General features: G+C 47.5%; 21 protein-coding genes and 1 pseudogene. 10 read left to right on the top strand and 12 right to left on the bottom strand.

What is annotated here, in order from left to right; translation table 11 throughout:
- Window positions 1-7: 7 nt before the first annotated feature.
- Window positions 8-3,583 (top strand): exodeoxyribonuclease V subunit beta, encoded by a 3,576-nt coding sequence (gene recB / locus A8L45_RS12265; RefSeq protein ID WP_068902658.1) that lies wholly within the window; start codon window positions 8-10, stop codon window positions 3,581-3,583.
- The gene (gene recD / locus A8L45_RS12270; RefSeq protein ID WP_068902660.1) at window positions 3,576-5,570 is read left to right on the top strand and encodes an exodeoxyribonuclease V subunit alpha; all 1,995 of its coding nucleotides are present in this window, start codon (window positions 3,576-3,578) and stop codon (window positions 5,568-5,570) included. Before recB ends, recD begins: the two co-directional genes overlap by 8 nt.
- Here recD and argA read toward each other — a convergent pair.
- Window positions 5,539-6,888: an amino-acid N-acetyltransferase gene (gene argA, locus A8L45_RS12275; RefSeq protein ID WP_068902662.1), complete on the bottom strand. Its 1,350-nt coding sequence runs from the start codon at window positions 6,886-6,888 to the stop codon at window positions 5,539-5,541. The two genes, recD and argA, sit on opposite strands and share 32 nt — an antisense overlap.
- A gap of 208 nt (window positions 6,889-7,096) precedes the next feature.
- Here argA and A8L45_RS25515 point away from each other — a divergent pair, with 208 nt between their 5' ends.
- Complete coding sequence (locus tag A8L45_RS25515; RefSeq protein ID WP_281181515.1) at window positions 7,097-7,225, top strand: hypothetical protein; 129 nt, start codon at window positions 7,097-7,099, stop codon at window positions 7,223-7,225.
- A gap of 50 nt (window positions 7,226-7,275) precedes the next feature.
- A complete protein-coding gene (gene mltA / locus A8L45_RS12280) occupies window positions 7,276-8,337 on the top strand; it encodes a murein transglycosylase A (RefSeq protein ID WP_390336042.1) in 1,062 nt (353 codons plus the stop codon).
- A 73-nt stretch (window positions 8,338-8,410) separates the two neighbouring features.
- On the opposite strand, the gene A8L45_RS12285 is transcribed toward mltA, so the two are convergent.
- Window positions 8,411-9,385: a TAXI family TRAP transporter solute-binding subunit gene (locus A8L45_RS12285; RefSeq protein ID WP_068902666.1), complete on the bottom strand. Its 975-nt coding sequence runs from the start codon at window positions 9,383-9,385 to the stop codon at window positions 8,411-8,413.
- A gap of 230 nt (window positions 9,386-9,615) precedes the next feature.
- Window positions 9,616-10,947, bottom strand: coding sequence for an aspartate aminotransferase family protein (locus tag A8L45_RS12290; RefSeq protein WP_068902668.1), 1,332 nt, complete (start codon window positions 10,945-10,947; stop codon window positions 9,616-9,618).
- A gap of 130 nt (window positions 10,948-11,077) precedes the next feature.
- On the opposite strand from A8L45_RS12290, the gene A8L45_RS12295 reads away from it, so the two are divergent.
- Window positions 11,078-11,983 (top strand): LysR family transcriptional regulator, encoded by a 906-nt coding sequence (locus tag A8L45_RS12295; protein WP_068902670.1) that lies wholly within the window; start codon window positions 11,078-11,080, stop codon window positions 11,981-11,983.
- Window positions 11,984-12,037: 54 nt separating this feature from the next.
- The gene (tcdA, locus tag A8L45_RS12300) at window positions 12,038-12,841 is read left to right on the top strand and encodes a tRNA cyclic N6-threonylcarbamoyladenosine(37) synthase TcdA (protein ID WP_068902671.1); all 804 of its coding nucleotides are present in this window, start codon (window positions 12,038-12,040) and stop codon (window positions 12,839-12,841) included.
- Between the two features lie 164 nt (window positions 12,842-13,005).
- Here the strand turns inward: tcdA and phaC are convergent, their stop codons facing one another.
- From phaC to A8L45_RS12330, 6 genes are all read right to left on the bottom strand, one after another.
- On the bottom strand, window positions 13,006-14,808 hold the full coding sequence (gene phaC / locus A8L45_RS12305) for a class I poly(R)-hydroxyalkanoic acid synthase (RefSeq protein WP_068902673.1): 1,803 nt from the start codon (window positions 14,806-14,808) through the stop codon (window positions 13,006-13,008).
- A gap of 61 nt (window positions 14,809-14,869) precedes the next feature.
- Entirely contained in the window at window positions 14,870-15,217 is a 348-nt protein-coding gene (locus A8L45_RS12310; protein ID WP_068902675.1) for a phasin family protein, read from the bottom strand.
- Between the two features lie 55 nt (window positions 15,218-15,272).
- Window positions 15,273-16,487 (bottom strand): acetyl-CoA C-acetyltransferase, encoded by a 1,215-nt coding sequence (locus tag A8L45_RS12315; protein ID WP_068902677.1) that lies wholly within the window; start codon window positions 16,485-16,487, stop codon window positions 15,273-15,275.
- 11 nt (window positions 16,488-16,498) lie between these two features.
- Window positions 16,499-17,239, bottom strand: a complete 741-nt coding sequence (locus A8L45_RS12320; RefSeq protein ID WP_068902679.1) for an SDR family oxidoreductase — start codon at window positions 17,237-17,239, stop codon at window positions 16,499-16,501.
- Window positions 17,240-17,778: 539 nt separating this feature from the next.
- Window positions 17,779-18,234: a cysteine desulfurase sulfur acceptor subunit CsdE gene (gene csdE / locus A8L45_RS12325; protein ID WP_245680718.1), complete on the bottom strand. Its 456-nt coding sequence runs from the start codon at window positions 18,232-18,234 to the stop codon at window positions 17,779-17,781.
- On the bottom strand, window positions 18,231-19,451 hold the full coding sequence (locus A8L45_RS12330; RefSeq protein WP_068902682.1) for an aminotransferase class V-fold PLP-dependent enzyme: 1,221 nt from the start codon (window positions 19,449-19,451) through the stop codon (window positions 18,231-18,233). Before A8L45_RS12330 ends, csdE begins: the two co-directional genes overlap by 4 nt.
- 371 nt (window positions 19,452-19,822) lie before the next feature.
- Between A8L45_RS12330 and A8L45_RS12335 the strand changes: the two are divergent.
- From A8L45_RS12335 to rlmM, 4 genes and pseudogenes are all read left to right on the top strand, one after another.
- A pseudogene (locus A8L45_RS12335) lies at window positions 19,823-20,724 on the top strand (transcriptional regulator GcvA).
- Entirely contained in the window at window positions 20,724-21,347 is a 624-nt protein-coding gene (locus tag A8L45_RS12340) for an alpha/beta fold hydrolase (RefSeq protein ID WP_068902684.1), read from the top strand. The pseudogene A8L45_RS12335 and the gene A8L45_RS12340 overlap by 1 nt, the downstream one beginning before the upstream one ends.
- Entirely contained in the window at window positions 21,344-21,736 is a 393-nt protein-coding gene (locus tag A8L45_RS12345) for a DUF423 domain-containing protein (RefSeq protein ID WP_068902686.1), read from the top strand. The genes A8L45_RS12340 and A8L45_RS12345 overlap by 4 nt, the downstream gene beginning before the upstream one ends.
- A 62-nt stretch (window positions 21,737-21,798) precedes the next feature.
- On the top strand, window positions 21,799-22,866 hold the full coding sequence (rlmM, locus tag A8L45_RS12350) for a 23S rRNA (cytidine(2498)-2'-O)-methyltransferase RlmM (protein ID WP_068902688.1): 1,068 nt from the start codon (window positions 21,799-21,801) through the stop codon (window positions 22,864-22,866).
- Between the two features lie 49 nt (window positions 22,867-22,915).
- On the opposite strand, the gene A8L45_RS12355 is transcribed toward rlmM, so the two are convergent.
- The 3 genes from A8L45_RS12355 to ppnN all read right to left on the bottom strand — a co-directional run bounded on the left by A8L45_RS12355 (window position 22,916) and on the right by ppnN (window position 25,635).
- Complete coding sequence (locus tag A8L45_RS12355) at window positions 22,916-23,380, bottom strand: hypothetical protein (protein ID WP_068902690.1); 465 nt, start codon at window positions 23,378-23,380, stop codon at window positions 22,916-22,918.
- A gap of 44 nt (window positions 23,381-23,424) precedes the next feature.
- The gene (gene xni / locus A8L45_RS12360) at window positions 23,425-24,195 is read right to left on the bottom strand and encodes a flap endonuclease Xni (RefSeq protein ID WP_068902692.1); all 771 of its coding nucleotides are present in this window, start codon (window positions 24,193-24,195) and stop codon (window positions 23,425-23,427) included.
- A gap of 69 nt (window positions 24,196-24,264) precedes the next feature.
- Window positions 24,265-25,635 carry a nucleotide 5'-monophosphate nucleosidase PpnN gene (ppnN, locus tag A8L45_RS12365; protein ID WP_068902694.1) on the bottom strand — a complete coding sequence of 457 codons (1,371 nt, stop codon included), beginning with the start codon at window positions 25,633-25,635 and terminating at the stop codon, window positions 24,265-24,267.
- Window positions 25,636-25,688: the final 53 nt, after the last annotated feature.

Below are 25,688 nucleotides of genomic sequence, written 5' to 3' on the forward strand. Positions count from 1 at the left end.
TTATCCTATGAGTGTCCAGAAACTCGAACCCATCACATTCCCTCTGCACGGCCAGCGATTGATAGAAGCCTCAGCAGGTACGGGAAAAACCTTCACGATTGCAGGCCTTTATCTGCGTCTTCTGCTCGGACACGGTGACACAACCACTGCTCACCAAACGCCGCTGACTGTTGACAAGATTCTGGTAGTGACGTTTACAGAGGCGGCAACACAGGAATTGAGAGACAGGATCCGGTCTCGTATTCACAATGCCAGATTGGCTTTTAGTCGCGGGGAGAGCGACGATCCCATCATTCAACCGCTACTCAAGCAAATCAGTGACCATAAACTTGCTGCTTCACGCCTGTTACAGGCTGAAAGACAAATGGATGAAGCGGCGGTCTATACCATACATGGCTTTTGTCAGCGGATGCTGACGCAGAACGCGTTTGAGTCGGGCAGTCTGTTCAGTAATGAGTTTGTCACTGACGAAACCCGGCTCCGACAACACGCAGTATCGGACTTTTGGCGAAAAGAGTTTTATCCATTGGATAAAACCCTGGCTGGGGTGGTGAAAAGTTACTGGGCCTGTCCTGAAGTCTTGCTGAAAGCAATCAGTCCTTTTCTCTCCGGGCCTTTGGCGAATATTCAGGCGCAGTCTATTTCAGGTTCTCTGGCTGATTTACACGAGCAAAATATAGAGAAAATAAAGACACTCAAACAGAAATGGTCAGAGGCGACTGCCGATCTGGAATCCCTCATCTCGGGATCAGGAGTGGATAAGCGCAGTTACAGTAAAAGGAATCTTCCGAAGTGGATTGCTGAAGTTTCTGATTGGGCGATCAGTGGGACCGAAAACTATCGCCTGCCGAAAAACCTGGAAAAATTCTCTTCCTCGATATTGGCGGAGAAGACCAAAAAAGGCGAGGTGCCGACACATTCCCTGTTTGATGAAGTGGAACGTTTGCTATCCAAGCCGCCAATACTCAAAGACGCTTTGCTGGCTGAGGCAATTCGGCGAGTACGCAGTTTGCTGGCCACTGAAAAGCAGCGTCATGGCTGGCTGTCATTTGATGATTTACTCTCCCAGTTGGCAGCGGCACTGGACGCGGACCCTGATGGCATATTAGCGAGCCGAATACGTGAATTATATCCCGTGGCAATGATCGATGAGTTTCAGGACACCGACCCTCAGCAGTATCGGATATTTGAGAAGGTTTACCAGCCAGATCCACAAGCTGGTTTATTTATGATTGGCGACCCTAAACAGGCCATTTATGCTTTCCGTGGTGCAGACATATTTACCTATATTTATGCCCGCCGTCAGGTAGAGGATCATTACAATCTGGGTACCAACTGGCGTTCAACCAGTGATATGGTGCAGGCGGTTAACCGGATTTTTCAGCATGCCAGCACCCCCTTTATTTACGACACCGATATTCCATTCCATCCGGTCGCATCCGCCCCGGGTGCTGATACCCGATTTTGGCAACTTGGTGAGAAAAAACAGCCCGCAGTGACTTTCTGGCTTGACGCCAATGATGAACTGCGCACGAAGGCTGATTATGAATCTCAGATGGCTAATGCAACGGCCGCCACTATTCGTGGCGTACTCGAATCGTCAGACGCTGGAACTGCTCATTTTTGTAAAGGTGATGAACGAAAGAGTATTGAGGCGGGTAACATTGCTGTACTGGTGCGCACTGGCAGCGAGGCCGCCAAGGTGCGACAGGCACTCAGTCTTCAGGGAGTTGCGTCTGTTTACCTCTCCAACCGTAGCAGCGTCTTCAGCAGTCAGTTAGCCGTTGATGTTGAGCGGTTGTTGTTGGCTGTATTAGCACCGGATAATGAGCGTCACTTGAGAGCCAGCCTTGCCAGCGGGCTCTTTGCGCTATCGGCGACACAAATTGACGAACTTAACCGTGACGAACGAGTCTGGGAACAGGCTGTTGCTGAGTTTTCAGGTTATCGGGACACCTGGTTTGCCCGAGGTGTTCTGCCGATGTTACGTAAAGTAATGCAAAAGCGGCAAGTTGCTGAACGTTTACTTGTTGAAAACGATGGTGAACGCCAGTTGACTGACCTGATGCATTTGGGGGAGTTGCTTCAGCAGGCCAGTCAGACGCTGGACAGTCATCATGCCCTGATCCGTTGGCTGTCGGAACATATCGACGAACCTAATGGAAATAGTGAGGAGCAGCAGGTACGACTCGAGTCTGAACGCGATCTGGTGCAGATTGTTACCATCCATAAGTCCAAAGGTCTGGAATATGATCTGGTGTTTCTGCCCTTTGTCTGTCAACACCGGGAATCCGACCAGCCCTTGTACCATGATGAAAATAACCAGGCCATACTTGCTCTGGATGATCCAGAGGCTGCTATTGAGCTGGCGGACAGGGAACGGCTTGCTGAGGATTTGAGGCTCGTTTACGTCGCCTTAACCCGCGCCGTGTATGGCTGCTTTATTGGTTTGTCACCACTTAAAGATGGCCGAAAGTCCAGTGGAGACAGTGGCATACATAAATCGGCGATGGGGTATTTGATTCAGCAGGCAGAAGCTGGTGACGGAGCGGCTCTTCGAAGTGCCGTCGAAAAGCTTATTGCTGAGCAGCCTTCAATGGTGATGACTACGCCTCCAGCACTAAATGAAGGGGTGTATCAACCTATCGTGTCACATGAAGAGACACTTCTAGCCAGCCAGTTTAACGGTAAAATCCGTCGGAACTGGCGCTTGACCAGTTACACAGGTTTGGTAAAGCAGGGCAGCAGCAGTCATTCAGCGTTGCCCGAAATTGCGGCTTTTGACCATGACGCGAGTAACGAACAGGCATCGCCAGACGATGCACCTCCGTTGTCGGATATCCGTACTATTTTCACTTTTCCCCGTGGAGCCCGTCCGGGAACGTTTCTTCACACCTTGTTCGAGAATGTCGCCTTTGATGAGGACATGTACAGCAATGAGGTGGCAGAGATGATCCGTCAGGCGTTGGCTGTTGAAAATTACGATATTGAGTGGTTGCCTGTTCTGCAGAAGCTGTTGAGTGATGTGGTTTCACAGTCTTTGTCAGCGGAGGGAATGGCACTGACGCAAGTGACAGACAATGACAGATTGACAGAAATGGAATTCGTGATGCCAGTGGAACAGTTTCAGTCGACGGTGGTGAATAAGCTGATCAAGGAACATGATCCACTGTCTGCGCAGGCGGGAGACCTTGGCTTTGAAACAGCATCTGGCATGTTGAAAGGTTTCATCGACTTAGTTTTTTGCTGGCAAGGCAAATACTATGTTCTCGACTGGAAATCGAATTATCTTGGCGACAGTGCAGCGGACTACACCCAGCAGGCAATCGAAGCGGCGATGATTGATCACAGATATGATTTTCAGTACCAGATTTACAGCCTTGCACTACACCGTTTTCTGAAACAGCGTGTGCCTGATTATGATTATCACACCCATTTTGGTGGGGTGTATTACTTGTTTGTTCGAGGTATCGAAGCAGAGAGTGACGGAGGTAACAGACATGGTATCTTCCATTGCTTGCCGGAACAGGCATTGATTGAAGGGCTGGATATGGCAATGAGTCATGGGGGGCAGTATGCGTGAGATGTTAAAAAGCCTCTATCAGGAAAACGTTCTGAGGGCCATCGATTATCAGTTTTGTCAGTTTATCTCGGTACAGGAGCAGAGCGCATGCGGTGATTTTATTGCTGGCTGGGCGGCATTGGTCAGTTACGAGCTCGGCAAAGGCCATGTCTGTGTCGATATTGCCAGCCTTGATACGCAGTCAGTATTTGATTTGCCTTCCGCTCAATCTGCGTTGTTCTCCAGTGTGATGAAACCTGAGTCAGCCACTGCCATGCTTCATAAAGCGGATACGGTCAGTGATGGATCTTTGCCAACCCCTCTGGTCCTTCAAGGGACCAGACTGTACCTTAACCGTTACTGGCAGGCCGAACAGACAGTTGCTGACCAGATACGCCGTCGGTGCCAACCTGTAGAGGTATCAAACGCCTGTAAACCCTTACTGGATGAATTGTTTACTCCGGACATACGGTTGCTGAAAAAGTTGTTTACCAACTGGTCACCCGATCAGAGAGCAGTCAAAATCAGAGACTTTTTCGATATCAGTCCAGATGCGCATACGAATATCGACCAACTTATCGAAGCGGTGGAGACAGATCAGAATGCGGAGACTGTGCTGGCGTTGGTTAATCAGTCAGACTGTCTTAACTGGCAGAAGGTCGCAGCAGCTACAGCGCTCAGTTATCGCTTCTCAGTGATTTCAGGTGGGCCGGGAACGGGCAAAACCACCACAGTTGCGAAATTGCTTGCTGCTCTGGTTGCCAGCAGTGACCCTGCGAGTTACCCCGAAATCAAGCTGGTGGCCCCGACGGGTAAAGCGGCCAATCGTCTGACAGAGTCTATTGGTCGTGCTGTCGAAGCATTACCTGTCAGTAACGAAGTGAAAAATAATATTCCGGTACAGGCGTCGACCATACACCGTTTGCTGGGGGCAATTCCCAACCGCGTTGAATTCAGGCATCACAAGGGTAATCGTCTTCACCTAGATATATTGGTAGTGGATGAAGCATCTATGGTGGATTTACCCTTGATGGCCCGCCTGTTAGCTGCCTTGCCTGATCACGCCAGAGTGCTATTGCTGGGTGACAGAGACCAGCTGGCATCAGTAGAGGCTGGAGCCGTGCTGGGTGATATATGTCATGCTGCGGATGGACGGTACAGCCCTGTGAGAGCAGGGCTGTTATCAACAATGACTGGTTATCAGTTGGAGGAAACGGAAACCGCGACTGCAGTGAGCGATGCGGTCTGTCTACTGACCAAAAGTTACCGTTTTCATGCAGATTCGGGAGTTGGTCAGCTTGCTGGCGCGATAAACAAAGGGAGTATTCCCTTGGTACGCAAAGCACTGGCAAAGGGATATCAGGATATTGAGCTGCATGAATTGAACAACGATACCTATCTTCGGGCTGTCTCGCTGGCAACCAGTGGTTATCAGAACTATCTGTCACTGATGACATCAGATAGCTGTGATGCAAAGGCAATGCTCAGTGCGTTTGCAGATATCAGGGTGTTATGTGCACTGAAAGAGGGACCCTTTGGTGTTAGCGGTCTCAATCAGGCCATCGAAGATTCATTAGCCGGAAAAGGTCTACTCTCACCCGGTGACGAGCTGTTTTATCCCGGACGTCCCGTCATGATCACCCAAAATGACCATGGCTTGGGGCTTTATAACGGCGATATCGGAATTGTTATCGAACATGAAGATGCGTTAAGGGTTGTATTCGAAATGGCTGATGGCACGGTTCGCTATCTGCTGCCAAGTCGTTTACCAGAACACCAGACGGCATTTGCAATGACAGTGCACAAATCGCAGGGGTCTGAATTTGCTCACACCTTGTTGATCATGCCGCCAACGCCCTCACCAGTGATGAGTCGTGAGCTGGTTTACACCGGTGTGACCCGGGCAAAAGAGCGTTTGGATATCTTCACTACCCGCTTCAGTCTTGAGCGGGCAGTGAACAGCAAAACGCAGCGATTTAGCGGGCTATCTGAGTTGCTGGCCGGTTAGCCAGATTGAGAGTGAGAACTTTGGAGCGACGCTGCAAGTTGTAAAGCATCTGCTTGGAATCGGGCAGGGAATTGACATCAGATTCAGTGAATCCCTGCTCCCGGAACCAGTGAACACTACGAGTGGTGAGTACAAAGATCTTTTTAAGGCCTGTTTTTCGAGCCAAATGGCTGATGTGAGATAACAGCTGACGCCCACGCTGTCCGTCCCGATATTCAGGATGGACAGCGACACAGGCCATTTCACCAATGGCTTCGTCCGGGAAAGGGTAGAGTGCTGCACATCCAATGATCCTGCCGTCACGCTCGACGACGCTGAAACGGGCAATTTCCTGTTCAAGCTGCTCCCTTGAGCGCCTGACCAAACTTCCTTGTTGTTCAAGGGGCCTGATAAGGTCAAGGATACCGCCAATATCATCAATATCCGCCTGACGAATTTTCTCTGCGCTTTCGGTGACAATCTGTGTCCCGATACCCTCCATAGAAAACAGTTCCTGAATCAAAGAACCATCCACTTTGTAGCTCAATAGGTGGCAGCGGGGCACACCTGCATATGAGGCTGCGACGGCACAGCGTAAGAAACCAGCAGCTGCCGCTCCACAGCCCCCATGCTCTGTGGCAAGTAGCTCTTCAGCTTGCTGAGGGAACAGCTCGGAAACAACGCGCCCATTATGATCTGTCACACCCTGCTCAGCACTAAAGCCGATCAGCTTGTCAGCGTGAAGGCGGATAGCCAGCTGGGTAGCGACTTCCTCTGAACTCAGATTGAAGCACTCTCCGGTCACTGAGCTGGCAACTGGCCCGAGTAGGACGATCGAACCTTGATCGAGCTGCGAGCTTATTCCCTCAACATCAATCCGACGAATCCGTCCGCTATGGCAATAGTCAACACCGTCATCAACACCAAGCGGCTGGGCAATAATGAAGTTGCCACTAACAACGTTGATTTGAGCGCCAGCCATTGGTGTGTTGTTAAGACTCATTGATAAACGGGCTGTGATATCGAGCTGTAACTGACCAGCAGCCTGCTTGATTGTCTCCAGTGCATCTGAACCTGTGATTCTCACTCCCTTGTGATATTGCGGCTCCTGATGCTGGCGTAGCATCAGGTCTGTAATTTGAGGGCGGGCACCGTACACCAGAACCAGCCTGATCCCGAGGCTGTTTAACAGGGCAATATCATTGACGATGTTGGTAAAGTTACCATCGGCCAGCGTTTCACCACTCAGAAGAAAGACCATGGTCTTGTTGTGATGGGCATTCACATATGGTGCAGACTGTCGAAACCCTTTGACCAGTGCCGTGCTACGCAGTTTCAAATTCCATTCCTTTTGATTTTTTATGTAAGTATTCTGACTTTTTATTCCATTTTTCGCAAGTGTCAGGTTGAGAATACCTACGCTTTATGTCCAAGCGTTCGTTGAGTTGGGTCTGAGAATGGCAAAGGTCTTTGTATGCGATACCATGAGGAAGCCCTTTGGGAGAGTGAGCTGCTTTCATAAAAAAACAATAAAACCAGAGTGTTGAATGATAGACATTGTACTGAAAGAGAGCGCGCAGTGTTCACTGGTCGGCAAATCACAGCATGTTGCAGCACAAATGCCATGTCTTCAATTGATGAGAGTCATCCTGTTTATCCTCGCCCGTTGCAGTTAAATAGGTTTTCTGACACGCTTCTTGTATAACTCAGCATGCAAGAAGGCTAAATTTTGTACCGATTAGTGGGCGTTTTAAGCATCAGTCTCCTGATGACTGCATGTGCCCGACCTGTGGACCGTGGTCAGCAATATCTGGATGGCTCATTCGACGAAGTTCTCAACCCTATTGTGGTGGTGAACAGTGACAAACCAAGGGACTACTCAGGCTTTCGGCCTCAGCTTGAAAAGGTAGAGGAGGTATCTCCAAGCCTTACTGAAAAGCATAAGGCGTTATACTCCCGTCTTCAGCGCTGGCTTACTGACAGCGGTCAACCTGACGAATTGATCAATTACGGTATAGAGCCTCAGCAGATGGGCGGTGGGGATGGTTACGGTAATGTCTTATTTACCGGATATTTTTCCCCCGTGATTGAAATGCGACATAAGCCAGACGCTGAATATCGATATCCGGTTTACGGCTTGCCAAGCTGTGATGATACGTGCCCGACACGAGAGCAAATATATCAAGGCGCACTCGATGGAAAAGGACTGGAGCTGGGTTATAGTGCCTCACTAATTGATAATTTTATCATGGAAGTACAGGGCAGTGGTTTTGTCCATTATGGTGACACTGACGATCTTGAGTATTTTGCCTATGCCGGAAAAAATGGTCACCCTTATGTCAGTATTGGCAAGGTGTTGATTGAACGTGGCGAAGTACCGCGAGAGAAAATGTCGCTTAAAGCGATTCAGGAGTGGGTTGCTGCTCACGATAAAGATGAAGTGCTGGAGCTACTCAATCACAATACCTCTTTCGTTTTCTTTCAACCGAAAGATGCTCACCCTGTCACCGGCACTGCTGGGGTTCCTTTATTAGCGGGAGCGTCAGTAGCGGCTGATCGTGATTATCTGCCAATGGGATCAGTGATTCTGGCTGAAGTTCCTGAACTTAATGAGCAGGGTAACTGGAACGGAAAGCATACTCTTCGACTGCTCATGGCGCTTGATACAGGCGGAGTGGTGAAAGGAAACCATTTAGACCTTTATCACGGCATGGGTGAAGAGGCAGGTATCACTGCCGGGCATTACAAATATTTTGGCCGGGTCTGGAAGCTTGCAACCCTGAATTGACCGCGATGTGTAGAGGCGAAAAACGAAAAAGGCGAGCTGGATGCTCGCCTTTACTGTGTCAGACTGAGAATAGTTACTTGATCAGGCCGACTTCACGGTAGTATTTTTCAGCACCCGGGTGAAGTGGCGCAGACAGACCATCTTTGACCATCTCTTCTTTTTTCAGGTTCGCGAAAGCAGGGTGTAAACGGCGGAAGTCATCAAAGTTTTCAAATACTGCTTTTACTACGTTGTAAATCACTTCTTCTGGTACTTCTGTTGATGATACGAAAGTGGCACCAACACCAAAGGTGTTTACATCGCCATTATTACCACGGTACATGCCGCCTGGAATGGTCGCTGTGCGGTAGTAATCATTGCTCGAGACCAGTTTAGAAACAGATGCGTTGTCAACGGTGACAATTTTGCTGTCACAGGCAGTGGTGGCTTCCTGAATCGCACCACTTGGGTGACCAACGGTGTAAACCATTGCATCAATTTTGTTGTCGCACAATGCTTTTGACTGCTCAGCAGCTTTCAGTTCAGAGACTTGCTTATAGTCACTCATTGACCAGCCCATCTCATTCATCAGCACTTCGATAGTACCGCGCTGACCAGAACCTGGGTTGCCCACGTTAACGCGTTTGCCTTTCAGGTCTTCGAACGTTTTGATACCAGAGTCGGCACGCGCAACGACAGTAAAGGGTTCAGGGTGAACAGAGAAGACAGCGCGTAGCTTTTTGAAAGGGCCCTGTTTTTCAAATTTGCTTGAGCCATTGTAAGCGTGATATTGCCAGTCAGACTGGGCAATCCCCATGTCCAACTCACCCGCACGTATGGTGTTAATATTATAAATCGAGCCTCCGGTACTTTCGACGGAGCAACGGATGCCATGTTCCTTTTTCGACTTATTGACAAGGCGACAAATTGCACCACCTGTTGGGTAATAAACCCCGGTGACACCACCTGTGCCAATAGTAATGAACTGCCCGGCCTGAGCCGTAGTTGATACCGTACCCACGGCGGCGAAAATACTAGATGCGACGAGTAAAGGTTTAAGTGTTTTCATTATGGCTGTTCCTTGTCATTGATGTTATCTCTTTCACGCAGTCTCCACTGTAGCCTCACCTTGGAAAAAGTAAAAATGCGTGAACGCAGTTTGATACCTCATACAAGAATAGAGGTAAATCTATCCAAGTTTTCAGGCCAAAAAAAACTTAACATTGGCCTGACAAATCAAAATGTATGATGTTCGCCTACTGTGGTCTTACTACTTTGTTTCGACCGCATTAATTGGTCTTAAAGACTGACTGATGCTATTGCTTCATTAACGGATCGAGTAAGCCTTTCAGCCAGATGCTGTATTTCTTCCTCATTGATGATAAAGGGGGGAGCCAACAAAATATGGTGGCCTTGTTGACCATCTATCGTCCCTGCCATCGGATAGCACATCAACCCCTGCTGCATAGCAATATGCTTAATCCGTTTGTGTAACTGCGTTGCAGGTTTGAACGGCATTTTCGATGCCTTGTCTGCAACCAACTCAAGGCCCCAGAACAGACCTCGGCCACGGATATCCCCAACATGCTGATGATCTCCGAATGCTTCAACCAGACGCTGATAAAACGATTTACCTTTATCACTGACCTCATCAAGAAGACCGGATGCAAGTACGTCTAATGTGGCATTTGCGGCCGCACAGGCAATGGGGTGAGCGAGGAAGGTATGACCGTGCTGAAAGAATCCGCTGCCATCATTGATAGCATGATAAATGTGCTTGTTAAGCAGCACGGCCCCGATCGGTTGATACCCAGCGGCCAGTCCCTTTGCCAACGCAACAATATCAGGCACGATCCCCTCTTGTTCAAAAGCAAAAAATGTCCCAGTGCGACCTGTGCCACACATCACTTCGTCGAGTATCAACAAAATATCGTAATGATCACATATCTCACGGACCCTGCGGAAATAGCCATTTTCTGGTGGCAAGACACCGGCTGTTGCACCGACAAAAGTTTCGGCAACGAAACCGACGACCGACTCCGGCCCAAGGCGGAGGATTTCCTCTTCCAGTGCTTGTGCTGCCCGTTCGCCATACTCAATGCGAGTCTCTTCCGGCATTGCGTTTCGATAAAAATAACAGGGATCGATAAACGAGGATGGCGCGAGTAAGGGGGCAAAAGTGGCGCGTCGCCACTGATTTCCGCCGACACCTAATGCCCCAAGTGTGTTGCCATGGTAACTTTGTCGGCGGCCAATAAAATGAGTCCGCTTGGGTTGTTCACGCTCAATCCAGTACTGCCTTGCCAGTTTTAGTGCTGATTCGACAGCTTCTGAGCCACCACTGACAAAATAGGCATGGCTCAGTGATGCAGGGCTTAACTCAATCAACTTATCCGCCAACTGTTCAGCGGGTTGTGAAGTAAAAAAGCCAGTATGAGCAAATGGAATACGTTCGGCCTGTCGCTGAATTGCAGAGATAACATCAGGATGATTGTGCCCCAGACAGGATACTGCCGCTCCCCCACACGCATCAAGATAGCGTTTACCCTTGGTGTCGATAAGATAAACACCCTCACCAGTGTCGACGGTTGGTAATGATTCCCGGCAATGTCTGTGCAAAATATGCGTCATCTTTGATCCCTGAGATAAGTCGTTCCCTCTCTCAAGTATGTCTCGGTTGAAAATTAAACAACAAACGATAAAAATTCAAAGAGTATTCCATTTTTTCATGGCGAGCTGGGCCCATAGTAAGGGGATGATCATGAGCATACCGTACCCTCCACTTAAGACATTGAAAACCTTCATGGTTGCTGCCCAGTCCGATAGCTTTTCTCACGCTGCATTACAACTAAATATCAGTCAGAGTGCCGTCAGCAAGCAGATCTTACAGCTTGAAACTTTTCTGGGCTGTCCATTGTTTGAACGGATAGGCGGCGGCATTGAAATCACTAATGCAGGCAGACGCTATCTGCCGTGGGTGATCAAAGCAATGGAAACGCTACAACACGCAACGGCAGATGTAGTCCAGATGGCACAGGAACATGTGAGGCTTGAGATATCACTGCCGCCCTCAATGGCCAGCTTATGGTTAATCCCGAGGTTAAATGCATTGTCTGAAGCATTTCCTGATTTACACCTCGTGTTGCGGTCAACATCGACGGGAGCAGCCGTCAACGTGCTTGATTGTGATATTGCCATTCACTGTTTACCGATGTCTACGAACGATGAGCAATTGGAATGTTTGATTGAAGAAAATCTGTTGCTGGTGGCACCGCAAGATCATATCGATAACTGTAAAAATATCGACGATATATTCGCGAAAAATAAGGCGTTACTTCACGCCACTCGGCCACAGCTTTGGCAACAGTTCTGGCATCGTCACTCAGTCACCGAAGCTTTTGCTGAGGTGGGCACTGGCTTTGAGCATTTTTTTATGGCACTTGAGGCGGTAAAGCAGGGAGGTGGGGTCGCGCTAATCCCGGACTTTATGGCGGCAGACAGCCTTCAGCGCGGTGACATCACACATATCCCGGGACTTAACCTGGTCAGTGGCTATGGCTATTTTATGTTTTGCCCCAGTTATAAAAGACGAACAGCAACCGTTGAGCGATTAATTTTTTGGTTCAGGTCGACATTGGCAAATCACAAGCAGATAGACATTTTATGAGCAAGCGAGTATAAACCGCTTTCGCGTTTATCACGGAGTCACAGAGTCAAGATTATGTCCAGTTCAACTTCACCTGCATCTGAAAGTTACCAACAACGTTTTGGTGGAACCCGGCGACTATATGGAATGAGTGAGCTGGAGATATTACGTCAGGCACATATCTGTGTTATCGGTATTGGTGGTGTTGGCTCATGGGCTGTTGAGGCACTGGCTCGCAGCGGTGTCGGCTCACTGACACTGATTGATATGGACGATATCTGTGTCACTAATATAAACCGCCAGATACACGCTATGTCAGGAACAGTGGGGCAGAGCAAAATCGATGTTATGGCAGAAAGAGTAAAAGCGATTAACCCTGACTGTCAGGTGAATTTGGTCGATGACTTTATCGATGAGAAAAACATTCCAGAGTATATTACCTCTGACTTCGATTATGTCCTGGATGCCATCGACAGTATAAAACCCAAAACCGCTTTGTTGGCTTATTGTAAGCGCAATAAGATCAAAATCATTACCGTGGGCGGTGCGGGAGGGCAGGTTGATCCTACTCAGATCCAAGTTGCTGATCTGACCAAAACTATTCAGGATCCTTTGGCCGCCAAGCTAAGAAATAACCTACGCCGCTTCCACAACTTCACCAAAACCAAAGGTCGAAAATTTGGTATTGAATGTGTGTACTCAACTGAGCAGCTCAAGTATCCACAACCAGATGGCTCTGTCTGCGAGTCGAAGTCCAATGCTGAAGGGCCGAAAAGAATGGATTGTGCCAGTGGATTTGGTGCAGCAACCATGGTGACAGCGACTTTTGGGTTTGTAGCTGTATCTAGGATCATTCAAAAGTTGACGGTGAAAAAATAATTGTCATCCCTCATCTCTTTAACTTTTTCAGAGGGGTAATGAGAGAATTGCGGAGTGTCGTCAGAATACGATCAAAGGACAATATTCAACAAGCCATCTGGCTGAAGGAATAAAAAAGAGCCGCGAGTAGCGGCTCTTTCAGTTTATAACTGTTTGTCACAGAGTTAGGCAGCAGATTCTGTCTTTTCCTCTACCTTTTGCGTAACAGGCAGTACTTGTTTGACATAATCGCCCGGAGCAACGCCCAGCACTGGGAAGTTAGCTGAACCTTGTTGATAAGGAGCAACTTTTTCTTCTGTGTTGAACGTGGATAACCATGTGTTCCAGTGAGTCCACCATGAACCAAGATTATGCGATGCTCCCTCAAACCACTCTTCAGCCGTTTCAGCAAGTGCATCGTTGACCCAGAAGCCATACTTATTCTTGGCGGGGTGATTAACGATACCCGCGATATGGCCTGATTCACCCAGAACGAAAGTTTTGTTACCACCTAAGTTCTGTGCGCCTCGGTAAGTGCCTTGCCAAAGTGCGATATGGTCTTCTTTGGTAGAGATAAAGTAGCTCGGTACTTTAATCTTGTTCAGATCAATCCATACACCGCCAACCTTGACCCCTTTGTCCTGTACCAGTTTGTTTTGCAGGTACAGTTCACGGAGCAGGAAGTTGTGGCAGCTTGCAGTAACGTTTGTACTGTCGCTATTCCAATAGAGAAGATCGAAGTCTACCGGGCTGTTTCCTTTCAGGTAGTTATCGATGTAGTAGTTCCAGTACAAGCTGTTTTCACGCAGCAGGCTGAATGTCACGCTGAGAGAGCGGCCATCCATATACCCACGGGCTTCGTTTTGTAGCGTCATAGCATCAACAACACTTTCGTTGATGTAAGCGCCTACCTCACCCGGTTGACTGAAATCGAGCAGCGTCGTGAAGAAAGAGGCAGACTTGATCCGTGCTTTCATTCTTTTCGCTGCGTAGTATGCAATTGTTGTTGCCAGCAAGGTGCCGCCAATACAATAACCCGCTGCGTTTATCTGCTGCTGACCAGTGATATCTTCAATCGCGTTGACCGCTTTAACAACACCTTCGGTCACGTAATTTTCAAAGTCTACATGACGTTGTTCAACAGACGGGTTTCTCCATGACATCATAAATACGGTATGGCCTTGTTCAACAAGCCAACGCACCATGGAGTTCTTTTCTCTCAGGTCGAGGATGTAATATTTGTTGATGAATGGCGGAACGATCAACAGTGGTGTTGCGTTTACCTTTTTCGTCAATGGACGATATTGAATCAGCTCAAACAGCTCATTCTTGTAAACCACATCACCCGCTGAGTTCGCAACATCTTCACCAACTCGGAATGCATTATTATTGGTCATGCGAACTTTGAGAATATCCGCACTGGACTCTAAGTCTTCCTGAAGCTGTTCCAAGCCTGTCAGCAAGTTTTCGCCGTTTTTCTCCAGAGTCAGCTTAAGCAGTTCTGGGTTTGTCGCGATAAAGTTACTTGGCGACATCGCATTGATTGCCTGGCGGGAGAAAAACACAAGGCGTTCTTTGGCTTTGTCATCCATCCCTTCAACGGAATTGATTGTGTCTAGGAGGCTACGACCAAACAGTAGATAGGATTGCTTGATGAAATTATAGAATGCGTCATCCTGCCAGCTTTTATCCTGAAAACGCTTGTCGTCTCTCTCAGGCGTCACAACCGATTGTTGGTTGGCTTGCAGTGCCACGTTTTGCCAGATTTCGAGTTGTTTCTGCCACCACTGCATTTGAACTTCAAGCATTGCCGCAGGTTGCTTGGCAGCATTTTCCAGCAGTTGGGCAGTATCGTCGATACTGATCTCTTGCATTGCTTTATTCAAAGGTGAATTTACGGCTGCCTTGCCCTGCTCAAGATCTTGCCACCATTGCTGGTTACTCTCTTGGAGTTTTACAAGGTAGTCCGAGAAGAAGTTTTGTAACATGAGTTATCCCTCTTGATCGGAAACTACACTGCCCCGTAAAAAACAGGGCAGTGTACCTGAATTATGCTGGAGTAGCGGCTTTCAGGTTTTCGGTAGCCAGATGATCAAGCTCGTCTTTAAACTCTTTAGCAACGTTCTGAAGTTTGTTGCTGTCGTCGATCAGCTGCTGTGACAGGTGAGTCAGAGCATTCATTTGCTGGCCAGCAAAAGCGGTAAAAGAAGTCACATCTTTTACATCGCTCGCTGCTTTCATTTGAGCAAGACCCATTTCGCTGTAAGTGCGGATTGCATTCAGTTGCAGCTCAGTCAGAGTTTCAACATTTTTGGTAACCAGTTTGTTGAACTTAACAAACGGTGCCATGCTTTTTTCTGTTTGCTCTGAAACGGTCTTAAACATTTCTGTGTACATGGTGTTTCTCCTGAGTATTTGTATTGCGTGCAAGGGATATTAATAAATCAATTTATTACTGTTCAGTAACGCGTTTTATAACGACGGCCGTACCCATACCACCACCGATACAGAGAGACGCAACACCGTAAGTGTCCTGACGTTTTTCCAGTTCGTGAACGAGGGAAACAAGAATACGGTTGCCTGAAGCACCCAGAGGGTGACCCAGTGCAATTGCACCACCGTTTACGTTTGCTTTTTCCAGAATGCTGTCTTTTGACACGCCATGGTTATCAGCAAGTTGGTGAACAACACCAAGTGCTTGCGCTGCAAATGCTTCATTAAGCTCGAACAGATCCATGTCTTGGATAGACAGCTCTGCTTTTTCAAGCGCTTTTGTTACGGCACCAACAGGTCCCAGACCCATGATTTTTGGATCCAAGCCAACTTGTGCATAGCTTGAGATTTCAGCTACAGGAGTAAGACCAAGACGTTTAACTGCAGATTCAGAGGCAACAACAACAGCGCTCGCACCGTCATTCAGACCAGACGCATTACCTGCGGTGACTGTACCTTCACGGTCGAATGCAGGACGCAGTTTTGCCAGACCTTCAACTGTGCAATCTGCTTTTGGGTATTCGTCAGTATCGAAGACAAAAGACTTACGACGCTGCTTTACTTCTACTGGGATAATTTCATCGTTGAAACGACCTGCCTCAACCGCTGAAACCGCTTTTTGCTGGCTGGTGCGTGCGTATTCGTCTTGTTGTTCTCGGCTTAAGCCGACCAACTCTGCAACGTTTTCCGCAGTAACACCCATGTGGTACTCGTTGTAAACGTCAGTAAGACCGTCAGCAATCAGCAGGTCCTTCATGGCGATATCACCCATTTTCTGGCCCTGGCGCATTGCACCTGAAACAGCGAATGGAATCTGTGACATATTTTCAACGCCAGCTGCAACAATCACTTCTGCGTCACCGCTACGAATGTGTGAAACGGCATCCATTACCGCTTTCATACCACTACCGCAGACCATGTTGATGCTGTAGGCAGGAACAGTTTCTGGCAGGTCAGCGAAAATAGCAGCTTGACGACCTATGCCCATACCTTGACCAGCACTAACAACATTACCCAGAATGACTTCTTCTACGTCATTACCAGAAACATTGGCAGCTTCAAGTGCGCCTTTGATTGCAACAGCAGCCAATTTGCCTGCTGGCACGTCTTTTAAAGAACCTGTGAATGCGCCAATTGGGGTACGCTTAGCGGCAACGATATAAACCTTTTCCATTTCAATACTCCTTAGTTCATGTACAAGCCGCCGTTGACAGAAAGCGTCTCGCCTGAAATGTACGCGCCAGCGTCACTTGCCAGGTAAGACACCGCTGAAGCGATTTCATCTGGACGCGCCAGTCGCTTCATTGGGATTTCGCTTTTGATTGACTCTAGCACTTCAGGACGCATTGCTTCGACCATAGGCGTTGCAGTGTAGCCTGGCGCAACAACATTACAGGTAACGCCAGAGCGCGCGCCTTCAAATGCGAGGGCTTTGGTGAAGCCAATCATGCCTGCTTTGGCAGCTGAGTAGTTAGTTTGCCCGAATTGACCTTTAAGTCCATTCACTGAGGAGATGTTGATCACACGACAGTTGCCCTTCTCGCACATTGCTGCAAAAAGTGGCTGAGTTACGTTGAAAAGGCTGTTTAGGTTGGTATCGATAACCGCGCGCCAGTTTTCCGGCGCCATTTTCTTGAACTGGCCATCGCGGGTAATTCCAGCATTGTTAACCAATACGTCGATGGTTCCTTCTTCTTCAAGCAGCTTAGGCAGTTTCTCAATGCACTCTTCAGTATTCGTCACATCGAGTTCAAACAATCTGACCTGATTATGGTTGAAGTTTTTCTCATCGAACCATTGCTCAGCGCAAACTAGGTTACCAGTGAAATAGGTAGCAATGACTCGATAGCCGTCTTTGACCAGTTTTTCAGTAATTGCTGAACCGATTCCACCTTTAGAACCAGTGATAAGCGCGAGTTTTTTCATTTTTGACTCCATTCGTAGACAACAAGCGTAATTAGCCAACAAACCTTTCTTATCCAGAAAATAAGGCATTAAGAAATAAAAAAATTAAGATAACTTGATGTTAGTCACTGTCGTTATCGGTTTAGGGATAACTTAATTCTTTTCTGTTATGGTTGTGTGACTGATGCATAAAGATAATGAAATTTCTTTTCATGGCAAAAGGAATAGAGATTAATTGTCGTTAACAAGATCTAGATCGTTTTATAGCCTTACGCTGTTAACTGTTTGTTAAATATAAGATCTTTAAGGTTTTTTGGTGAGTTCTAAGATTAGGTATTTGATGTTTTTCACTTAATGAAGTGGCGTTTAAAGGGGGTTTCAGGGGAGTGGCTTATTCTTTTAAGGCTTAAATTGTTTTTTTATGTTTAAGTTCTTATTTTACGATGTTTTAGTGACTTTAAAAATAGGATGAAAAATATAAATACTACATTAATAATGTATCTATTATTAGTCATCCTAAAGTTTGTTATTTATCTGTAGAACGCTCAGGAATGCCGGATTTAAAGGCATTTAATAAAATTGACGATGGCTCGCAAACCGTTGCCACGTGATTCACTGAGATGACTGAGTAGTTCTAGTTGTTCGAAATATTTCTCATAGTCAAAGTCCTGAAGTTGAGACTTTTTTTTCCCTTCACTGACTGCGAGCACAACTGCCAGTAACCCTTTAACAATCCTTGCATCTGAGTCTGCACTGAAATGAAATGTTTCATTGTTCTTTTTACATAAAAGCCAGACTTGGCTCTCACAACCGGGGATAGGCACACTCGCCGTTTTTTCGGCATCAGAAAGTGATGGGAGTAGTTTTCCCCACTTTATGAGGGCTCTGTATCTGTTCTCCCATCCCTCGCAGGACGCTAGTGTGTCCTGAACATCTGTAGCCGTTATCTTTGTGCCAAAAGGGTGTGATGGCAGAGTTGTCATGGTTGAACCTCTTACGTTTTCAAAATCATTCATAGTATGTCGCAGGCGATCTCCATTGCTTCAATAAACTGTGAGATTTCCTGCTGAGTGTTATAAATAGCCAGAGAAACCCGCAGTGTCCCCGGAACGTTGAGTGCGTCCATCATTGGGTGCGCGCAATGGTGGCCTGATCGGGCTGCAATACCCTGTTGGTCGAGCAAGGTAGCAATATCAGATGGATGAACACCGTCTATGACAAAAGACACTATGCTGCTTCCAGGTTGATAGCCAACAACCCTAAGATCCGGAATCTGGCTGAGCCCTTGGTAGAGTGATTTTTGCAATGAGGCGATATGTTGCTCTGCACCAATAAGGTCAATATTATTAAACCAATGGATCGCGTCTGCCAGCGCGATCACTCCCGCTACATTTGGTGTACCTGCTTCAAATTTTGTTGGTGATTGTGAGAATTGTGTTCCTTCGAACGAGACCTTTTCAACCATCTTTCCGCCCCCGTGCCAAGGAGGCATAGCGTCCAACAACTGCGGTTTACCATAAAGCACGCCTATACCAGCAGGTGCAAAAAGTTTGTGACCCGAAAACGTGTAGAAATCTGCACCCAGTCGGGTTAGGTCTAGCCGCTCGTGCACAATCCCCTGTGCGCCATCGATTACTGTCACTGCGCAAATGCGATGGCTCGCCTCAATGATTTCCTCAATGGGATTTCGGGTACCAGTAACATTATTGATATGGCAGACGGCAACAATCTTGGTTCTTTCTGTAAGACGTTGATAAAAGGCATCCATGTCCAGTGTACACGTCTCTGGATCCACCGGAAGTTTGACTATCTTGGCTCCGGTTTGTTCAGCGACCAATTGCCATGGAACGATATTGGCATGATGCTCCATTTCACTTACCAGAATTTCGTCCCCTGGCGATAAATTGGTTCTGGCATAGCTTTGTGCAATGAGGTTGAGCGCTTCGGTTGCTCCTTTGGTCCAGACAATAGCGTCATGATTCACGCAAAGAAAGTCAGCCACTGTTCTCCGTGCGGCTTCGAAACGACGGGTAGAGGAGCCAGTCAGTGAATGGCTACCGCGATGAACATTGGCATTCCCTCCCGAATAATATTGGTTGAGTGAGTCAATGACACATTGTGGTTTTTGTGTTGTGGCGGCACTGTCAAAGTAGATCAGTGGTTTATCATTGACGACAAGATCCAGCGAGGGAAATTGAGAACGGATCAAATCAATATTAAACAGTTGGCTCATGATGATAACGCTATTCGGTGCACAATAAAAGGGTAGGCGATGATCGCTTTTATATAAAAGTAACTCAAGTAAATTGTAAGAGCAGATAGGAATTCAGCGGGTGTTGAAAAAGAAAAAAGCACTGAGCAAAGCTGCCCAGTGCCAAAAATAATCTATGGCATATCACGCCAAAAAATCAGGAAGTGTGATAGTAGAAAGGTACTATCGTCCGGCAAGCCGGAAAAATTGCAAACACAACATCGCTACCAGTCAGAATTTACGGCAGGGACCGCTATCTCTGTGGTGCGGTGCAACTATAGGTTGTAACGCACGCTGTAACAACGGACAATAAATAATGTTTCACATAAGAATATCTAATCCAAAGGAGCGGTATGGCCAGACGTTTACCACCTCTCAACTCCCTACGAGTTTTCGAGGCTGCAGCGAGACACTTGAGTTTTACCAGAGCGGCAGAAGAGTTGTTTGTCACACAAGCTGCAGTAAGTCATCAGATTAAAGCCCTTGAAGATTTTCTTGGCCTGAAATTATTCCGCCGTCGAAATCGCTCACTGTTACTGACAGAAGAGGGACAAAGTTACTTTCAGGATATCCGCGATATTTTCACCTCTATTTCAGATGCGACCAGTAAAGTACTTGAGCGCGGCAGTAAAGGTGCACTTACCATCAGTTTGCCGCCAAGCTTCGCTATTCAGTGGCTGGTACCAAGACTGGCTGACTTCAATCATCAGCACCCGGAAATTGATGTCAGGATCAAAGCGGTAGATCTTGAGGAAGGATCCTTGACCGAGGACGTTGACGTTGCGATTTACTACGGCCGAGCAACTGGCCGGGTCTGCGCTGCGACATGCTCTATCAGGAATGCCTCTTGCCGGTTTGTAGTCCGTCACTGATGACAGGAGATAAGGCGATTCACACGTTGGATGATCTGAAAAAGCATGTTCTGTTGCATGACGGTACGCGTAAGGATTGGAAAGCATTTGCCCGTTACCACAAGCTAAATCAGGTCAATGTGAACCAAGGGCCGATATTCAGTCACTCAGCAATGGTTTTGCAGGCCGCTGCTCTCGGACATGGTATTGCATTGGGCAACAATGTACTTGCTCAGCCAGAGCTTGAGTCAGGTAGGCTGGTAAGAGCTTTCGATGATGTGTTGATGAGTAATAACGCCTTTTATCTGGTCAGCCATGATAAAGATGCTGAATCCGGCCGTATTACTGCTTTTCGCGATTGGATACTCGCCAAAGCTATCTCAGAACAAGAGAGTTACACCTAATGACAGATGTATTAATCAATGGTCCTGATAATGATCAGGGTATGACGTTCATTTTTGCCCATGGTGCGGGTGCTGGTATGGATCATGAGTTCATGGAGGATATGGCGTCTCGTCTCAGTACGCTTGGAATACGCGTGCTCCGTTTTAATTTCCCTTATATGGAAAAGCGTAAGATTGATGGTAAGCGCCGTCCACCCGACAGGGCCCCCAAACTGCTTGACGCATTTAACGCTGTTCTTGACCAATATGCTGATGGCAATGTTGTGATTGGCGGAAAATCAATGGGGGGAAGAATGGCCAGTCACCTTACTGAGCGTCAGGATGTAGCTGCTGTTGCCTGCCTTGGCTTTCCCCTGCATCCGCCGGGTAAGCCCGAAAAAGATAAGGGCGAACATCTGAGTAGTATTAACAAACCGCTGCTGATTCTTCAGGGAGAGAGGGACACGTTCGGTAATCGTCAGGAACTGACTGACTATCCTTTATCTCCATCAGTCTTTCTTCATTTCCTGCCAGATGGCGACCACAGTTTCAAACCCCGAAAAGCGTCAGGCTTCAGTGATTCGGATAATCGTCAGCAGGCTGCTGAAAAGCTGGCCGAGTTTATAAAAAAGGCAATGTTATGAATGCGAATAAGACGCTGGCAATAGGCTGTATATTAGGCGCGTTGGCAGTAATGACCGGAGCCTTTGCCTCACATGGTCTGAAAGCGCACCTTTCATCCTATGCCCTATCCATTATTCATACAGGCGTTCAGTATCAATTTTGGCATGCACTTGCGCTTGTTGGCCTTGGCTCAGCAATGTTGAGATTTCCCTCCCGACGACTTGGTAGAGCGTCACTCCTGATGATTATTGGGACCATTTTCTTCAGCGGCAGCCTTTACGGTCTCGCAATTACCGGTATGAAATGGCTTGGACCTGTAACGCCAATTGGTGGGGTGTTGTTAATCCTTGGTTGGTTTACTGCTGCGTGGTCTTTTTGGCGACCGGATACAGACTCGGTTAAGGCTTGAGCTTATCGTTCTGCTCAAGGATAATGGCGCGTCGATTTTTCCTCTGCAAAAAGGCGTGAGTAGTGAACCAGATCTTATTGTATTGTCGTCCCGGCTTTGAAAAAGAATGTGCAGCCGAGATTCAGGATAAAGCCACAGGAATTGAAGTCTATGGCTTCCCACGTACAGAAAGGAACTCTGGTTACGTACTTTTTGAGTGTTATCAGAATGGAGATACAGAGAAGTTGCTCAGCGATCTTCCTCTGGACTCACTGCTGTTTGCACGTCAGATGATTGCTGTAGTGAGTCAGTTTAGCGACCTTGATCCGGGAGACAGGATCTCACCGCTCCTGACAGTGGCAGATGAAGTGCCAAAGTGTGGTGATATTCGCGTTGAAACACCGGATAACGACAGTGCTAAAGAGCTGTTGAAATTCTGCAGGAAATTTACGGTTCCACTGCGACAGGCGATGCGTAAGCGCGGTGTCATGCTGGCAAAAGACAATCCAAGAAAACCTGTTTTGCATGTCTGTTTTATTGCACCGGGCTGTTGTTTCGTCGGTTACTCGTTAACAACGAACAATTCGCCACATTACATGGGGATCCACCGCCTTAAGTTTCCTGCCGATGCACCCAGTCGATCTACCCTGAAGCTGGAAGAGGCCTTTCATGCGTTTATTCCCAAATCTGAGTGGGATGAGCGTTTGGCATCCGGAATGTGGGCGGTTGACCTTGGTGCCTGCCCTGGTGGATGGACCTATCAACTGGTGAAGCGTTCTATGTTTGTCCATGCCATTGATAATGGCTTGATGGCTGACAGCCTAATGGAGACAGGACAGGTCAAACACCATGCAGTTGATGGATTCAAGTTTGAGCCCCCACGTAAAAATGTGACCTGGTTGGTCTGCGACATGGTGGAAAAACCCGCCCGTGTTGCGCAGTTGATGGGAGAGTGGATCATTCAACGATGGGCGAAAGAGGCCATGTTTAACCTAAAGTTACCGATGAATCGACGCTATGAAGAGGTGAAAGAAGATATCGATAACCTGAGACGTTTTCTGATAGAAAATGGGGTTAAGTTTGAGCTTCAGGCGAAGCATCTTTATCACGACAGGGAAGAAGTAACGGTTCATCTCAGACGCCTGAACTGATCGAAGGTTATTTATTCAGGTATGTCACCCGCCTCGACGTTGGGGCGGGTTATTGCAAGTTCAGCCTGAGTCTCGCCATAAAAATGACAACGGCGTCTGCTTTTTGCCCGTAAGAGGGTAATGCCATCATACTGACACCGAGTCCGCCCATATATCCTTTAACATAGGGTGCGACATAGGGCATGACATCGGGATAACGCTCTATCCCCCCATAGCCATAAACAGCCCCCACTTTTAGGCCTACCCAGAGGTGGTCATTGACCAGGCTGTGTTGGATATTTAGATCACCAGCATAGCTCCGTACACCGAAGCTATTGATGAAGGTCATCACTTCTATATTTTTGTAACCAGCACCAAACGCATTGTGATGTTCAGTGAACTGAGCTGTAGCATTAACATGGTGCGACACGGCATCCAGCACCAGTTCTACTTCATTTGCCTGAAGACTGGTACTTATCAGCAGGCTGAAGAAAAGTGATATAACCTTGTATTTAATGATGTTTTTTATATTCATGTCTTAAATATAGGACATGAATATACTTTGCGAGTTATATCACTCTAATTTCTCGTGAATCTAATGTCTTGAAGATTAAAACCAAGTGCAATGTCGGTTTTTAATGTGGCTATCTGTTTACACTTTTCAGCTATTTCTTGATGGCCATCGAGTTTCTTTTGCCATTTCGCCGGTAAGTCAGTGGCTGAAAAAATCTCGCTGAGTGAGGGGTAGGTATCTAGCAGTGAAGCGGCCGTTTTGGGCCCCACTCCCGGCACACCGGACACGCTGCTTGAACTGATTCCAGTCAGTCCCCAGTAATCTGTCAGCTGCTCGGGACGGACAGAAAATTCCTTTTCGATGAAAGGCGCATCCAGCCAGCGTTGTTGAAAATAATCCCGGATCCTGATGCTGGGGTGAAGTAGCTGGCAGTAACCTTTATCCGTCGACACTATGGTCACCTGACCTTGACGGCTGGCGACTTTGTCGGCGAGTGTTGCAATCATATCGTCCGCTTCATCGCCGCTTGATAGCAAAGAATCTATCCCCAGTGACCAGAGGGCGTCTTGAATGGTATCTAATCCTTTTTCCAGAGATTCAGGCATGGGTTTACGACCCTGTTTATACTCAGGAATGAGTTCGGCGCGCCAGCCTCTGTCCTGACCAACGTGATCAAATACAGCAACCATATGGGTGGGCTGGGTGGATGAAATAATCTTGTTAAGTGCCTTGCCACAAACCTGTGCCACAGCAGAAATATCGTCAGGATTAGGTTGAGCGGCATGTACCCTGCGAATGAGGTTCATGGCATCGATGATCACGAGATTTATCGTCATAAGACTCTATGCAGTAAAAAGAATGGCCGATTAAGGCCATTCTAATAGGATCATTGGGAAATGAAAGGCTTAGCGTTTATTGCTGTCCTGCACGATCTCATAACAGGGAACATAGGCAGTGCCCGGTAGTTTCATTCTCTGTTGCTCGACAAATCCGCGTAGCAGTTTGTCCATTTTCTTCATTAACACGGTATCACCATTTATCTTAAACGGTCCGTTACGTTCTATTTCACGAATCCCCTCTTCCTTGACATTACCCGCGACAATTCCTGAAAACGCCTGACGTAAGGCTGACGCCAGCAATTCCGGTCTTTGGTTCATGTGTAGGTCGAGATTCGCCATGTTCTCATGGTTAGGCTCGAAGGGAAGTTGGAACTCTGGTGCGATTTTCAATGACCAGTTATAAGAGTAAGAGTCGCCTGTTGCTTTGCGGTGTTCTTTTACCGCAGGCATTGCTTCTTTGACCAATCTGGCTGCTTTCACCGGGTCGCCAATAACAATTTCATAGTACTTGGTTGCTTCTTCACCCAATACGTCACGAATAAATTCGTCAATAACACGGAAGTAATTGGCACTTTCCTCTGGCCCCGTCAAAACTACAGGCATCGGTTGGCTGGCGTTCTCTGGGTGCATCAGTATACCCAATAGATAGAGCAGCTCCTCCGCAGTGCCGGCACCGCCGGGGAAAATCACTATGCCATGTGCCATACGAACAAAAGCTTCAAGGCGTTTTTCTATATCAGGCAGGATCACCAATTCATTGACTATCGGGTTAGGTGGCTCGGCAGCGATGATTGATGGTTCTGTGAGTCCAAGAAAACGCGATTGTGTAATACGTTGTTTTGCATGGCCTATGGCAGCGCCTTTCATTGGGCCTTCCATCGCTCCTGGTCCACAGCCTGTGCAGATACAGAGTTCACGGAGTCCCATCTCATGTCCCACTTCCCGGGTGTACTGATATTCGATTTCGTTGATTGAGTGTCCACCCCAGCAAACCACTAAATCGGGGTCTCTGCCAGGCAGGAGGGTGTTGGCATTTCGCAGTATGTCAAAAATAAGGTTAGTAATATGGTTAGAGTTGGTCAGGTTAAACACACTGGCGTGTTCAAGCTGAACATTTACGTGAACGATATCCCGTAAAACAGAAAACATATGTTCCTGTATGCCGCGTATTATTTTGCCATCGACAAAAGCGTGTTCTGGTGCGTTAGTCAGTTCGAGTTTTACACCACGCTCACGTCTCATGACGCGGATATCAAAGGTATTGTACTGTTCGAGTAACTCTTTGGAGCTGTCTGTATGACTGCCTGAGTTGAGTACCGCCAGTGAACAGTTCCGATATAAACGGTAGAGATCACTTTTTGCGGTATTTTTTAGTCGATCCACTTCCAGCTGAGACAGTAGATCCATTGCCCCGACTGGGCTGATGTGAGTGATCATAGTCACCTCCTGTGAAGGTCAAACACACATTAAAGTTCAAAAACAGACTTTAT

Origin of the sequence: Veronia pacifica (assembly GCF_001707825.1) — a bacterium.
Lineage (GTDB): Bacteria > Pseudomonadota > Gammaproteobacteria > Enterobacterales > Vibrionaceae > Veronia > Veronia pacifica.